This is a genomic window from Rhizobium sp. 01L410, assembly GCF_056400165.1.
Genome location: NZ_JBFTST010000017.1, coordinates 103501 through 117910, shown reverse-complemented (window position 1 = coordinate 117910; position 14410 = coordinate 103501). Strand labels below are relative to the sequence as shown.

Annotated in this window: 14 protein-coding genes; 6 read left to right on the top strand and 8 right to left on the bottom strand. The window is 57.8% G+C overall.

From position 1 onward, the window contains the following. Positions 1-699: 699 nt before the first annotated feature. The gene (locus tag AC1DV9_RS27495; RefSeq protein WP_477950931.1) at positions 700-966 is read left to right on the top strand and encodes a hypothetical protein; all 267 of its coding nucleotides are present in this window, start codon (positions 700-702) and stop codon (positions 964-966) included. Between the two features lie 104 nt (positions 967-1070). Continuing rightward, on the top strand, positions 1071-1451 hold the full coding sequence (locus AC1DV9_RS27490; RefSeq protein ID WP_477950929.1) for a hypothetical protein: 381 nt from the start codon (positions 1071-1073) through the stop codon (positions 1449-1451). Positions 1452-2056: 605 nt separating this feature from the next. On the opposite strand, the gene AC1DV9_RS27485 is transcribed toward AC1DV9_RS27490, so the two are convergent. From AC1DV9_RS27485 to AC1DV9_RS27465, 5 genes are all read right to left on the bottom strand, one after another. Beyond that, positions 2057-2671 (bottom strand): DJ-1/PfpI family protein, encoded by a 615-nt coding sequence (locus AC1DV9_RS27485; RefSeq protein ID WP_112517597.1) that lies wholly within the window; start codon positions 2669-2671, stop codon positions 2057-2059. 61 nt (positions 2672-2732) lie between these two features. Then, the gene (locus tag AC1DV9_RS27480; protein WP_112517596.1) at positions 2733-3683 is read right to left on the bottom strand and encodes a substrate-binding domain-containing protein; all 951 of its coding nucleotides are present in this window, start codon (positions 3681-3683) and stop codon (positions 2733-2735) included. Positions 3684-3740: 57 nt separating this feature from the next. Then, positions 3741-4733 (bottom strand): ABC transporter permease, encoded by a 993-nt coding sequence (locus AC1DV9_RS27475; RefSeq protein WP_112517595.1) that lies wholly within the window; start codon positions 4731-4733, stop codon positions 3741-3743. After that, entirely contained in the window at positions 4730-6307 is a 1578-nt protein-coding gene (locus AC1DV9_RS27470) for a sugar ABC transporter ATP-binding protein (RefSeq protein ID WP_477950926.1), read from the bottom strand. The genes AC1DV9_RS27475 and AC1DV9_RS27470 overlap by 4 nt, the downstream gene beginning before the upstream one ends. A gap of 10 nt (positions 6308-6317) precedes the next feature. Next, positions 6318-7019, bottom strand: a complete 702-nt coding sequence (locus AC1DV9_RS27465) for a GntR family transcriptional regulator (protein WP_477950924.1) — start codon at positions 7017-7019, stop codon at positions 6318-6320. An 88-nt stretch (positions 7020-7107) separates the two neighbouring features. Here AC1DV9_RS27465 and AC1DV9_RS27460 point away from each other — a divergent pair, with 88 nt between their 5' ends. The 4 genes from AC1DV9_RS27460 to AC1DV9_RS27445 are packed head-to-tail and all read left to right on the top strand — an operon-like array spanning position 7108 to position 11723. Continuing rightward, on the top strand, positions 7108-8142 hold the full coding sequence (locus AC1DV9_RS27460) for an Ldh family oxidoreductase (protein WP_477950922.1): 1035 nt from the start codon (positions 7108-7110) through the stop codon (positions 8140-8142). After that, a complete protein-coding gene (locus AC1DV9_RS27455) occupies positions 8139-9365 on the top strand; it encodes an iron-containing alcohol dehydrogenase (RefSeq protein WP_477950920.1) in 1227 nt (408 codons plus the stop codon). The genes AC1DV9_RS27460 and AC1DV9_RS27455 overlap by 4 nt, the downstream gene beginning before the upstream one ends. Positions 9366-9382: 17 nt before the next feature. Further along, positions 9383-10870 carry an NAD-dependent succinate-semialdehyde dehydrogenase gene (locus AC1DV9_RS27450; RefSeq protein WP_477950918.1) on the top strand — a complete coding sequence of 496 codons (1488 nt, stop codon included), beginning with the start codon at positions 9383-9385 and terminating at the stop codon, positions 10868-10870. A 16-nt stretch (positions 10871-10886) separates the two neighbouring features. Continuing rightward, positions 10887-11723 carry an alpha/beta hydrolase gene (locus AC1DV9_RS27445; protein WP_112538792.1) on the top strand — a complete coding sequence of 279 codons (837 nt, stop codon included), beginning with the start codon at positions 10887-10889 and terminating at the stop codon, positions 11721-11723. A 154-nt stretch (positions 11724-11877) separates the two neighbouring features. On the opposite strand, the gene AC1DV9_RS27440 is transcribed toward AC1DV9_RS27445, so the two are convergent. From AC1DV9_RS27440 to AC1DV9_RS27430, 3 genes are all read right to left on the bottom strand, one after another. Continuing rightward, on the bottom strand, positions 11878-12432 hold the full coding sequence (locus tag AC1DV9_RS27440; RefSeq protein ID WP_477950916.1) for an MBL fold metallo-hydrolase: 555 nt from the start codon (positions 12430-12432) through the stop codon (positions 11878-11880). A gap of 284 nt (positions 12433-12716) precedes the next feature. Continuing rightward, positions 12717-13085: a DUF1330 domain-containing protein gene (locus AC1DV9_RS27435; RefSeq protein ID WP_477950914.1), complete on the bottom strand. Its 369-nt coding sequence runs from the start codon at positions 13083-13085 to the stop codon at positions 12717-12719. Positions 13086-13131: 46 nt separating this feature from the next. Beyond that, complete coding sequence (locus tag AC1DV9_RS27430) at positions 13132-13908, bottom strand: helix-turn-helix transcriptional regulator (protein WP_442208272.1); 777 nt, start codon at positions 13906-13908, stop codon at positions 13132-13134. Positions 13909-14410: the final 502 nt, after the last annotated feature.

Here is a 14410-nt window from a genome sequence, read left to right as displayed (position 1 = left end):
CCGGCCGAGTGATGTAAGCGATCCGGCTGAGAAAGCGCAGTATATGATTGCGCTTGAGTCATCCGCCGCCGACCGAGCTGCGCAACCCTGGCCATCTCCGCCCGGACGGCGGCTAATTCCCGAGCACACATCAATATAGAATCTTGCAAATCCAGTAATAGTGAATAGAATTACGTCGCGTTTCTAAATTGCTTACTTTGTCTCATTTTTAAATAGCTGTGACAGATGTACGACATATCGTACGATACTCTCCACCCTATTTGCTACTGAGAGGCTTTTGAGACTCAACGCCTCCTCCCGACCCCGGGATGGGTCAGCAAGTCCCGCTCGAGGGTCGCCTACCGGTAGGAGGTCGCCACACCGTGGCCACCTATTGTGCGTCAGCCGTCCGAGCTGATCGTAGGCAAGTGTTGTGACGGCGCCACTGGCATTTGTATGGCTGGTGAGGCGATTGGCGCCGTCATAGCTATAGGACCAGTTGCCGAGATCGGGATTGGAGGCCGAGAGACGATTGCCGATAGGTCTTAGCCAGTGATACCGCAAAGTACGTATCGGTCATCCCTATTAGCCTGACCATCGCTATGCGTCTGCGCAAGACGATAAAAACTACAACCAAAAACCAAGCCTATCTCTTGCATCTTTGAAATCATCAACGATATGAAGATAGCTTTCTGAGATGGCCGGAGATGGTGGCGTCACATGATCACGAATGCAGCAGAACTGGTCCTCGCAACCGTCAACGCTCCTTATTCGAAGCCGCTTGACGAAATGATGCTTGTTGCCTGCATTTCGGATTTTACCAAGGCCAAGTCTGCAGCAGGTCCCGTCTCGTCGTTTTTTGGGGACGTTTCGCCCTCCCTGCAAAAGCAATTCGCGTCTGAAAACGGTATCTCGGCCGATGTGCTTGCAATGGCGGCAAAGCAGTTTGGTTCCTGGTCGGGGCAGACTTACGCTCTGGCCGCATGACATCCCGTTGGGACGAGCTTTTTGCGATTGCCTACAAGCTCATCGATCACGTCAATCGACTCCATGTGTTGGTGACCGATTGGTCCTTCGGCGGCGGTACTGCAATGATGCTGCAGATCAACCATCGCGAAAGCCATGGCGTCGATATTTTCCTGGACGATCCGCAGCTCCTCCCGCGGCGGGCGCAGAACTTCGGCTGGCTGAAGAACCCGGAAAAGGCGCGCATTTTCCTTCCCGAGCTTGACGCGTTTATTCTGGCCCTGCCCGTGATCGGGATTGCGGCCGTGATTGACCGACCCGGCTATGTGCTGCGCTATCGCGAGAAATATAACGACCGCCTCTGGCTCATGTGCAAGTCTGCCTACTCGATCCTAATCGAACGCGCCGCCAAGTTTGCGGATAGCCAGGGCCGCACGTTGCGCGTCTATTTTGAAGAAAGCGGCGAGCACGAGGACCGCGAACTACTAGCTACGACAAGGCTTTGAAGACTGAAGGCATGCCCTTCGCCGGTGAAGCGTCAGCCGCCTATGCCTCGCTCGCTCCCAGGCGTTTCGGCGAATCGTACTGGGTGAGTCTAGGCGCCGGAACGAGGAGGCCCCCGATGGTGCAGATCGCGGACCTGCTGCTGTATCCGGTGGCCAAGGGCGGTTATGACCCCAGCTAAAAGCCTTATGTCGATTTGATGAAAGCTGGCCGGCTGATCGACGCGCATCTTTCGGCAGAGAACAGGCCAAACCTCGGCATCAAATACAGCTGCTTCAAATCAAAAAGGTCCTTGCGGACCTTAATTCGTTTCGGCCCGCGATTAGCGCTGACCCCGGAGCGTTGCTCTACATATAAGCTGGTACACGTCAGACTGTTTTACAAGTTTTTTCCGAGTAAGAGGCGAAGCCAGCCCGCCGAGAGAACGAACGAGAGAAGTGGTCGGGCCGACATGTCTCGAGCTGAAACGCTACGCCTTGCGGATTCGGGCTGAGATTCCGGTTTTAAACATCGTTGGTACTCTTTGGCGACGGCTGCCGTCCTACGCAAGAACTCCCTGTCCGCCCGCAGGCGGACAGGGGTTCGAGTATTTTGTGCAAGGTTTGGTCTAAGCAGCCCGAGCCACATCATCCCGGTGATGGATCTCGGTGCCAAGCACCTTCAAGCACTCGCGGATGAAAGCGGCAAGCGCTGTCCAGCCTTTTGCGGAGACCATTGTACCATCGACATACGCCTCGGTCGGCGAGAGATCGACATACGTTCCACCCGCCAAGGTAACCTCCGGTTCACAGGCGCCCAGTGCACCAACTTTCTTACCCCGCACCACACCATCGACAGCCACGAGGATCTGCACGCCGTGGCAGATTGTGAAGATCGGCTTCTGCTTCTCATGGAAATGGCGAACCATTGCCTGAACGCGCTTGTCGGTACGGATGTATTCCGGACCACGACCACCGGCAGCGTAGACAGCGTGATACTGATCAAGCTGCGCCTCGGCCTCGGAGAAGGTCTTGTTGATCGTAAAAAAGTGTCCGAGCTTTTCGGTATAGGTCTGGTCGCCCTCGAAGTCGTGCAGAGAGGTCTTGATCAGATCGCCGGCTTTCTTGTCAGGGCAGACGACGTGCACCGTGTGGCCAACGGCTTCCATTGCCTGCTGGTAAACGAAAATCTCGTATTCCTCTGTGAACTCGCCTGTCAGCATCAGTATCTTCTTGCCTGGCATGATTTTACTCCTCTTGCTCATGCGATGGGGCGGCGCTCGCCGCCCCGGTTGACGTGGATAATCAGAAGGGAGAATCCGGGAAGTAGTATTCCTTGGCGTTCTCCTGGGTAATCAGCGGTGCGTCCAGCTTGACCGTCCCACGAACCGGCGCTTGGCCGACCAGATTTGCGACCGTCATGTATATTGCGGTCTTGATCATCGCAGGCGGGTACGGTGTTTCGACAGGGGTCATTGCATCACCGTCGATGACCTTCTTGACGATGTCTTTCATGCCATTGCCGCCGAGTGCTAGCTTGATGTCCTTGCGCCCGGATTCCTTGACCGCTTCGAGAACACCGAGCAGCATATCGTCGTCGTTTGCCCATACAGCGTCGATCTGCGGATACTTCGCAAGGTAATCCTGCATGAGTTTAAACGCTTCGTCGCTGTTCCAGTTGGCGTACTGGATGTCGAGGACCTTCAGGTCCGTGCCTTTTATGGCATCCTGAAAGCCTTGAATGCGCTCGTCGTCAATCACGGTCGGGATGCCGCGCAGCACGACGAGATTGCCCTTGCCGCCGAGCTTGTCGATCATGAATTTTGCCGTATTGCGGCCGACAGCAATGTTGTCCCCTGCCAGGTAGAGGTCCTGTATCGTCGGGTCGTTAAGACCGCGATCGACAACGGTGATGAATGTCCCTGAATCCTTGACGGCTTTCACAGGAGTGGTCAGCTCTTCCGATGTATAGGGCAAGATGACCAGCGCATCGAGCTTGCGGCCCGCCGAGAGATCCTCAAGCGCGCTCACCTGAGCGGTGGCCGACGGCGAGGTTTTGACGACGACTTCGACATTCGGGAATGCGGCGTTGATTTCCTTCGCGGCCGCCTGCGCATGGTAGACGATCCCAGCCGTCCAACCGTGGTCTGCAGCCGGTATCGACACGGCGACGACTTTCTTGTCGGCAGCGAGCGCGTGCCCCGCTGTGAGCAAAGTCGTAACGGCCGCAGCCGCAATCCATTTCTTCGTAGACATTTCATTCCTCCCAGAATTTGGACCTAAGATCGTGAACCCGTGTGGTCCTGACACGGGTTATTTCGAGAACCGTTGAATGAGCATGGCGATGATGATGATGACGCCCTGTACGCCGGCCACCAGGTACTCCGAGACGAAGTCGGACAGCACCATGAGATTGGCGATCAATTCGAGAATGACCGCGCCTGCCACTGTTCCCCAGACGTGTCCCTTGCCGCCGCGCAACGCCGTGCCGCCTATCACCACAGCGGTGATGACCTGCAGTTCCCAGAGGACACCCGTTGTCGGCGTGGCCGCACCGAGCCGTGGAACGTAGCAGATGGCAGCAATCGCGACGCATGCACCCTGGATGGCATAGGCGATCGTGCGTGTCTTGATGATGGAGATACCGGAGTAGCGAGCGACGTCTTCGTTGGCTCCGACGGCGGCACATTTTCGGCCGTACTTCATTTTATAGAGAATAAAAGACGCTACCGCCGCAACCGCGATCGATATCAGGATGGGATACGGGATGCCCCCGAACGTGCCGAAATACACTGGGCGATAGGCGTCGCGCAGGCTGCGGTCGATTGGGATCGTGCCGCCGTCCGACATGTATGTGATCAGGGCCCTGAAAATCCCCATCGTGCCGAGCGTTGCAATGAAGGGTTCGATCTTGCCTATCGTAACGATAAGACCGTTCATCAAGCCGCAGAAGAGACCAACGGCGACAGCTACCACCATCCCCGCGGGGATTGCAGACACACCCCACTCTGGTGCCATCCGATTCATAAACATGATGGTGATCCCGGTGATGAACGCGGCCATCGAGCCGACCGAAAGATCAAGGCCGCCCGAAGAAATAACGAATGTCGCACCGACAGCAATAATGGCTATGAAGGCGCTTCGCGTGATCACATTCGCAAGATTGGTCGCCGACAGGAAATCCTGATTGATTGCGAACCCGATGACCATCAGCGCCGCAAGTGCCAGGAATGGACCGATATCAGCCCATCCGATATTCCACTCCCGGTCCGGCTTAACCGCCGTGGTGCCCGTAATAACCGTCATCTTCTACCTCCCTCGTTGCTTGCCGCAGTGTCGCTCGTTGCCAGAAGCGCGACAGTGTGCTCGGTCATAGCCTCCCCGGACACTTCACCTGCGATACGCCCTTCCCTCATCACCACGATGCGATTGCAGATGCCGATGAGTTCCTGCATCTCCGACGAGATGACGATGCAAGTCTTCGCCTCTGACACGAGCTGCTGGATGAAGGCGTAGATTTGCGCCTTGTTAGCGATATCGATTCCGCGCGTCGGTTCATCGATGACGACCACCGAAGGGTTCGTGAGCAAGACTTTTGCAAGAAGAAGCTTTTGCTGGTTTCCGCCGGAAAGCTGGCCAGCATTGACCCCGATGTCCTTCAGGCGAATGTCATATTGGTTGACCGCCTCTGTAAGGGCTTCCTGTTCGCGGCGACGTCGCATGAGAAGGCCGGGATGGAAGCGGCCGAGCGCCGAGAGCGTTAGGTTCGGGGCCAGTCGCTCATGCAGAAGAAGCCCCTTGCCCTTGCGGTCCTCGGTCAGGTAGCCGATGCCAGCGTCGAGCGCGGCACGCGGCGAATGAATATCAATTGACTTGCCCAACAATTCGACCGAGCCAGAGGCTGGACGCAGGCCCATAATTCCTTCGAATAGCTCCGTTCGACCAGCGCCGATCATTCCGGCGAAGCCGAGGATTTCTGATTTGCGGACTTCGAATGAAACGTCTCTCGCAAATCCCGGGACCGTGAGATTGCGCACCGCCAGGATCGTGCCGGTTAAGGCATCTGCCCGCTTTGGGGGATAGAGGGCTGAGAGATCGCGGCCGACCATCAAACGCGCCATGTCCATTTGGCTGAGCGTCTGCCCGGGGTAGGTCCCTACCATCTTGCCGTCGCGCAGAACCGTGACCTTGTCAGCAAGTCGCTGCACTTCGTCGAGCCTATGGCTGATATAAAGGATGGCAGCGCCTTGCGCCCTCAGGCGTAGGATGATGGCGAGAAGCCGGTCTACTTCCTCTCCGGTGAGAACAGCCGTCGGTTCATCGAAGATGACCAGCTTGTAATCGTCAAGGAGGGCACGGGCGATCTGCACAAGCTGACGGTCCGCGAGCGAAATGTCGCGAACGAGTGCGTTGGGTGACGCGACGCAGCCAAGCTCGGCGAGCTTCTCTGCTGTCAGGCGGCGCATGGTTTTGTCATCGACAATACCATTTCGCATCATCTCCCTGCCGAGAAACACGTTCTCGGCAACCGTTAGCGCATCGGCGAGCAGGATCTCCTGATGAACAAGAACAATACCGGCTTCCTGGGCCTGTTCAGGCTTGGCGAACCTGACTTCGTCATTTCCAATCGATAGCGATCCACCGGTCGGCTCGGCGTATCCTGACAGCAAGCGCATGAAAGTGGATTTTCCTGCGCCGTTTTCGCCGATAATGGCATGGATTTCGCCAGGAAGAATATCCAACGTTATATCGGACAAGACCGTGACCGGGCCGTACTGCTTCGACAGAGCCGACGCGCGCAGAACCGGATGCCGGACAGCTTCGCCGATCCCTCTCACATCTTCCCTCCCCGGTCTCTCGATGCTGACGACGTTCGACATTCGGCTCTCCTCAGTCGAATGCCGGCAGGAGCCGGTCACGCGAATGCTCGAGATGCTCGCGCATTGCACGCTCCGCTGCAGACGCGTCACCCGCCTCGAGTGCACCAAGGAGTGCCTCGTGTTCGTCCAGCGCTTCCTCGGTCACCCGCGAATGGAACATCAAACGAAAGATGTGGAAATGGGTGTGCTGATGATTGAGGGTCTCGCGAATGAGCTCGTTGCCGGCGATCTCCAAGATCTTGTCGTGGAACATCGCGTCTTGCCGAGCGAAGGTCGAATAGCGCAGACGTTCATCACCGCCTTCACGACGGCCCATGAGGCCAGCCGCTGCCCGTAGCGATGCGAGCTTGCCCTCATCCATGGCAGTGGCCGCCCGGGCCGCACTATCGGGTTCAAGAAGGAGCCGGAGCTGATAAAGTTCATCAAAACGGCGTCGGGTGATTTGCGGCGCGGCACTAAAGCCGATGAGATGGGTCTTGATGACAAGACCCTCGCCCTCGAGTCGTCCTAGCGCTTCGCGAATAGGCGTCTGCGAGACGTTGAGCTCTTTAACGAGGTTATCGACCGTGATCCTCGCACCAGGCGCGATTTTTAACGACATCAACTGCGCGAAAATCGCCTCGTAGACGCTCCCTGCAAGACTGTTTGCGCGCTGGATAAATCCACTCGTATCGAACGCTTCAGGTGCGGCAGTCTGATTTCTTTGTTGCATGTTTTTGCCTCTTGACATGACCAACCGCTACCACGATGCTCCGCTATATGCAATCCCATATCCTATAGGATTTTAAATTGGAGCGGACGTGAAGGTTGATCCGGAGAAAGCTTTAAAGCTCGCTGGGCGACTCCTGGTCGAGCGCGGCGCACCCTCAAAATGCGCCGATCTTCAGGCGCGCGTGCTTATCGAGGGCGAGCTCAAAGGTCACCCATCTCACGGGTTGCAACGCCTTCCTCGTATTCTGACCCGCATCGAGCGCGACCTAATCGACCCAGCCACCGAGGGCAATGCGCATTGGCGCTCATCATCATTTTTGGAGGTCGATGGGTTGAAAGGACTTGGCCCAGTCGTCGCTAGCTCCGCGCTGGAACGAATTGCGGAGCAAGCTCATAAGACTGGTATCGCCGTTGCTGGCATCCGCAACTCCAACCATCTCGGTATGCTCGCTTATTACGTCGAGCGCTTTGCCGAGAAGGGCTTGATCGGACTTGCCATGTCCTCCAGCGAGGCACTCGTGCACCCCTACCGTGGGACGCGGGCTCTCTTAGGAACCAACCCGTTGGCAATTGCAGTACCGACGGCAGGCAGGCCTCTGGTGGTCGACCTCGCTACCGCCATCGTTTCAATGGGCAAGATACACCACCATGCTGCAAACGGTTTGCCAATACCTGAAGGCTGGGCACGCGATGCCAACGGGAGACCGACAACTAATGCGGCGGCCGCCATTAGGGGCTCGATCGCACCCTTCGGCGAAGCCAAGGGCTATGCTCTCGGCATGGCGCTGGAGCTGATGGTGGCGTCGATTGCGAGATCCGCAATCGCGCCAGACGTCCGAGGGACGCTCGACGCCGACGCTATATGCAACAAAGGCGATGTGCTCATCGCTATTGATGTCGGCGAGCAACCCCAGTTTCTATCCTGCTTCAGCGCCTATCTCGACAGCGTACGCAGTTCCCGCCCATCGGATTCTGGCATGCGCGTGACCGTTCCAGGCGACGGCGCGACGGCTCGACGCGAAGGTGCGCTTTCCGATGGCATCGAGATTTCGGCCAGGCTTTGGGACGAACTGAACGCCCTCTCTCACTCCAGCAAATCGCTTGTCAAAGGACATGGACAATGACCCTTTTCGCCGCTCTACGGCTTCCCCAAGAAATTCTGTTTGGCAAAGGGCAACGTCACGCCTTGCCAACTGTCGCAGCTAGGCTTGGACGGCGTGCCTTGATCTGCACCGACGAGCGGCTCGCCGGCACCGGCGTGTTTGCCGAGTTGGTGAAGGCCCTCGAAGCCGCATCCATCGATTTCCTGATCCATGATGGGGTCCAACCAGACGTCCCTGCTGATAGCGTATCGGTCTGCGTCGAATATGCCCGCGATTTTGATCCTGAGATGGTGATCGGCATTGGCGGGGGAAGCTGCCTGGATATGGCAAAGTGCGCCGCCCTATTGCTGACCCACGGCGGTAAACTGAAGGACTACTACGGCGAATACAAAGTTCCAGGCCCGACGATCCCTGTCATTGCTGTTCCGACGACGGCAGGTACCGGCTCGGAGGTAACGCCCGTGGCAGTGATCTCGGACGCCGAACGCACTTTGAAGGTCGGGATATCGAGCCCCTATTTGATTGCCACGGCGGCGATCTGCGACCCGGAACTGACGATGACCTGCCCACCGGGTCTAACGGCGATCGCAGGAGCCGACGCCCTCACCCACGCGATCGAAGCCTTTACCGCCGCTCGCCGCGGGACGGATCACGCACTGGCGCAAAACCACGTCTTTATCGGCAAAAGTGCGCTGACGGACCATTTCGCCCTTTTGGCTATCAAGCTTCTCGGCCGCAGCCTTGAGAAGGCCTGCAAGGATGGCTCCGACGAAGATGCGCGTGCAGAGGTGATGATGGGGGCGCTTGCAGCAGGTTGCGCGTTCGGGACAGCCGGTACCGCCGCGGCTCATGCCATTCAATATCCCGCAGGTGCTTTGACGCATACCGCCCATGGCCTCGGTGTTGCAACCATGATGCCCTACGTCATGAACTACAATCTGTCTGCGTCAGTTTCCGAAATGTCCGAGATCGGAACCGCGCTCGGTCTGGCGAAACCGGACCTCGACGAAACGCAGCTAGCGACCGCCGCAATCGAGGAAATTCGCAGGCTGTTTGCGGCGATCGGTATCACCCGCACGCTCGCCGATCTCGGTCTTGCCCAGGACAAGCTCGACTGGACGGCCGAACAGGCCTTCGGAATTGACCGGCTCATCAAGAACAATCCACGGCCCTTCGACCTCGACGCGATGAAGCGTCTCGTCAAGGCGGCCTATGACGGCGATCTGGCCGCATCCGCTATCTAGCTATCGAGGGAACACCCATGACCATTGCCCAGCAGATCTCTAATTCCAATCATCAAGTCCCGGACATCGCAGCCGCCGCTCGCGGGCTCTACATCGACGGAGAATGGCGACAGTCTCGGTCCGGACAACAGATCGATGTCATCGATCCCTCTACAGGTAGAGTTCTGACATCCGTGCCAGATGCGACGATCGATGATGCACGCACGAGCGTTGATGCCGCCGCGGCAGCGGCACCTGCGTGGCGCGCAACGCCTCCCCGCAGGCGCTCCGAAATTTTGCGCCGATGCTTTGAATTGATGCTTGAACGCTCGGAGATGCTCGCGTCGTTGATCTCGATGGAGAACGGCAAAGCATTGCGAGACGCGCGGGGCGAAGTCGCCTACGCTGCCGAATTCTTTCGCTGGAATGCCGAGGAAGCCGTTCGCATCACCGGCGAGTTCGGCACTGCGCCATCTGGCACCAACCGCATTATCGTCGACTATCAGCCAATTGGCATTTGCCTGCTGATTACGCCGTGGAATTTTCCGGCGGCGATGGCCACCCGCAAAATAGCTCCGGCACTAGCGGCTGGCTGTACGGTAATCTTGAAACCTGCAAGCGAGACGCCGCTGACAGCCTATGCTCTAGCCGCAATATATGAAGAGGCCGGCGTACCGAAGGGCGTCGTCAACGTACTGACGACAACGACCCCTGGCCCGATGACCGAGGTGGTTCTGGCCGACCCACGGGTCAGGAAGCTTTCCTTCACGGGGTCAACAGGTGTCGGCCGCCAGCTGCTCGCTGAGGCGGCCAAGCATGTCATATCTTGCTCGATGGAGCTTGGTGGCAATGCACCGTTCCTGGTTTTCGATGACGCGGATCTCGATGCGGCGCTCGAGGGCGCGATGATTGCCAAGATGCGCAATGCGGGAGAGGCCTGCACGGCGGCAAACCGCTTCTACGTGCAATCCGGAATCTACGACCAGTTCGCTGAAGGACTCACGAAGCGTATGGTTGCGCTCAAAGTCGGGGCGGGCGTTGAGGCTGACACCGAATGCGGCCCGATGATAACCCGAAAGGCGGTGGAGAAGATCAGCCGCCTGGTCCAAGATTCCAAGGCGAAAGGTGCGCGCGTCCTGTGCGGCGGTGATGCGACATCAGGTGATGGGTTCTTTTATCCGCCAACGGTGCTTGCAGACGTTTCTGACGAATCAGAGATGAAGGCAGAGGAAATTTTCGGACCGGTCGCGCCTCTGTACCGGTTCGAATCCGAACACGAGGCCATCGAACGCGCAAACGACACCGAATACGGGCTTGCCGCTTACGTCTACACACGTGATATCGCGCGTGGGCTACGCGTCTCTTCCGGCATCGAAGCGGGTATGATCGCGCTCAATCGGGGGCTCGTCTCTGATCCGGCCGCGCCCTTCGGCGGAGTAAAGCAGAGCGGTCTTGGGCGCGAAGGCGGTCAGCACCATGGCATTGCTGAATTCATGGAACCCAAATATATCGCCACGAGTTTCTAATCCTGGAGGAGTGATTTTGGAGACCGACCCATTTCGGATCCGCGACCATGTCGCGGATTTCGATGTCATCGTCGAAGAGATCGTCGCGGCCAGTGCCAAGGCGCGGGAAACGTTACCCATGATAGCGGACGTCGCCTATGGCGATGGCCCGAGTGAATCGTTGGACATCTTTTTCCCAGAAGGGCCGCGTCAAAATCTTCCGGTTCACATGTTCATCCACGGCGGATACTGGCGGATGTGGTCAAAGCGTGAATACTCCTGCATTGCCAATACGGTCACGCGCGCTGGCGCGATCGCGGTGATTGTAGACTACGCGTTGATGCCGGGTGTGAGGATGAAGGTCCTGGTAGATCAGGTCGTTCGTGCCAAGCAATGGATCATTCATCACATAGCAGAGCACGGTGGCGACCCTTCATTGCTCACGATCAGTGGTCATTCTGCAGGAGCCCATCTTTCAACATTCCTTTTTCAAAGTAGCACCACGGGTTCCTCTGTCAATGGCGCCCTGTTGCTGGGCGGCCTCTACGATCTCCTTCCCTTACAGCAGTCCTTTTTAAAGGCCGAGATTGCTCTTACGGATGACGAGGTCGCGGCCTTCACGCCACTAGGCCATTCGTACGATCCCTCTTGCCGCGCGATCTTGGCGGTAGGCGAGAATGAAACAAGGCCGTTTCACGTGCAATTGGACGCCTTCGCCAATGTGTTGCGGGAACAGGGTGTTCCCGTTTCGATACGGGTCATTCGCAATCGAAATCACATGGATGCTGTGCGAGATCTCGGTGTGGTTGGCAGCGAAACGAGCGACAGTCTGTTCGGCCTAATCCAATACGTCGCGCGTGGAGGCAGGCGTTAAGTCCCAACCAAAGGGATATAGTGCGAACGGAACAAGAGTTAGACCAGTGACCAGCGTCGCCTGGTTGATGAGGATCACGCCGCTTGAGCGTATGCAGCTCGCGCTTGCGAATATGCTGACAACCAAAGCGAGTACAACACTGAGGTGGGGTCGATCAGGGAACGGCAACGAGCTTCCAAGCTGCGTCGGAGGCAAAGGTTATGACCGCATTCTTCATTTCGTCGCGATCTCGTCGAGCTTGGGCTCGACCAATTGAACACGGGAGCCATTTTTCGGTCATCGCGACGAACATGTATCCTGCGCCGTGGCGCTCCACGAAACCGGCGCCGGCGTAGATCCAGGGGTAGCCGAACATAAGGAGCTTTTCATTCGCGGCCTTGTCGAGTAGCGCAGCGCGGCTCGCGAGAGCGATTTTCTGTTCGGTGTGAAGCCGAAATGCCATTTCGGATTGCCAAAGGAGACGATGTCGTTTGGGATGACGTCGCCCCGCTTTCGGCAGGTTGCCGTCGCCGCCCTGTACCAGCGAGATGTGTCCTGGCGTCTGACCTCGCGTGCTTACGACGTTCAAACCTGACACGATTTCGTCGCCTATCTCGACGTGCGTCAGCCAATCCTTCACGGCAAAGAGGTCGCGCTGTGCCCCACGGGCGAAGGCGTAAAGCGGCTCCGGCTGGACGTCTCGTAGTTCGGATTCGTACAGAAAGACCACTTGGCTTCGCTGATTTGATATCGGCGTTTGGAAACGGCAAAGCCCCGTCCGGCAGCGTCGTTTCGCCCGAATGATCCGGGTACGCGTGGGTGAAGATGATCTTTGTAAGGGACGCAGGATCGACACCGAGGAAAGTCAAGTTCGCCGCCAGACGGACGATGAGGATTTTGAACCGAGAACCCACACCCCGCTTGAACGGAAACCCCACTTCCCCTCCGGTGTGAACGTGCGGAGCAAATGCGGGCTGCTGCGGTACTACGGCGCGGCAGCCGATGGTGGTTTATTCAAAGTCCTTTCGAGATCTGCAAAGGTTGCAGGACGATATCTGCAAGGGCCGACTCTCCTACTTCAAAGGCCTTCTGATACTCGGCGTCTTCCACCATTTCTCTGAATGCCGTCCGCCGCGGGTACTGCACTAGCATCACTGCGTCCCAGCCTTCCACCGGCCCGGTCGTAAGGACATCGAGGCCGTCGCCACGGAACAATATCCGTGCACCAAAGCGGGCTAGAATGGGTTCCGCCATTCTGAGGTATTCCAGATGCCGTTCCCGGCCGCCCTCGGGGACGAACCGTAGAAGGTTCAGCATCACGACAGGGGCGTCGTCCTCTTCAGAGAGGAACTTTTCAAAGACGTCGGGTGAAAACGCGACCATAAGCTATCCTTTCATTCAGAGCGTCCTTGGGGACGCTTCGGAAAGTCTAACCTCTTGCACCGTCAGAAACTGTCAGGAACGAACGCCAGTCCCGATCCTGCTCGCGCCAGCGCCGCATGAGCAGAGACCGTCGTTCCGGATACCGGTCGTCGAGGATCGACGCGGACCGAACACGGTCGACGCGGAAATGACGGAATGCCGACTTGGCTTCGCACCACGCAGCGAGAACACGCACGTCATCGAAATATACGATCGTGATCGGCCAGACGACACGTTCAGACATAGCGCCGCCAGCATCCTCGTATGCGATCGCGACCTTTCGCAGGCGACGGATCGCATCACGTATCACTCCCACCTGCGCCGGATCGGATCGCTGCGAGATGGAAGCTGCCGAAACGAGTGCCGGCGCGTGTTCGTCGTGGAGCCGGTCGGTCCGACTTGAGAGTATTTTCGCCAGAGCGCTGTCGCTGCTCTGAGAAAGAGCCGGATCGGCTCTCTGCTGCACCCAGGTCAGCCCAAGGATTAGAGCTTCAACCTCTTCGGCCGAAAATGCAAATTGCGGCAGGAAGAAACCGTCGCGCAGCAGAAACCCGACGCCCGCCTGCCCGTCGAGAGGTGCTCCGAGCAGACGAAGCGTTTCGATATCCCGATAAACGCTCCTTTCGGAGACCCCGAGTTCCTGCGCCAGCTCCAGCGCGGTTACCGGCGTTCGTCGTGTGCGAAGCATGCCCAGCATTTCGAAGAGGCGGCTCGTTCTCGACATTAAGCGAATGGTCCTGTCTTTCGGTCTGAGATATCTAGTGCTTTCGCGGGCGGCGTCCAAGAAGGGACATCTATTGGAAATTCCGCGCCTTCACTTTAAGGGTATCGATGTGACGATCGCGTACGTACATGTCCGAGACCTTGGGCGACGTCATGTCCCCCAGTATCGGTAAGATGTCGTTATTCCGCCGCCGCCCGAGACGCACGAGTCGTACGCCGCGATGGCATCGTGTTCGATACAGGAGACCCTTTAGGAGCTTTTCGATGCCGACCATCGTCGCCATGCGACAGGCAAAACGACCCGGTCGTCAGACGTCGCCTCGTGCAGTTGCTACATCAGGCGTGTCTAGTTACTAGCCGCAACGCACCTCGTGTTCTTTTTGGCTGCTCCGCAACATAGAAATCATCGTCGACGAAGCGATGGACGACATCGTGGCGACCGGCCTTTCGTGCGAGGCCGTCAAAGCACACGACGCGTTGCTCGAATGGAGAAAGGCGCCGGATTCCGCGGTCTGGTTTGGCATGTCGTGGGCCGACGGGGTTCGCCTAGCGTGGCCTGGGCC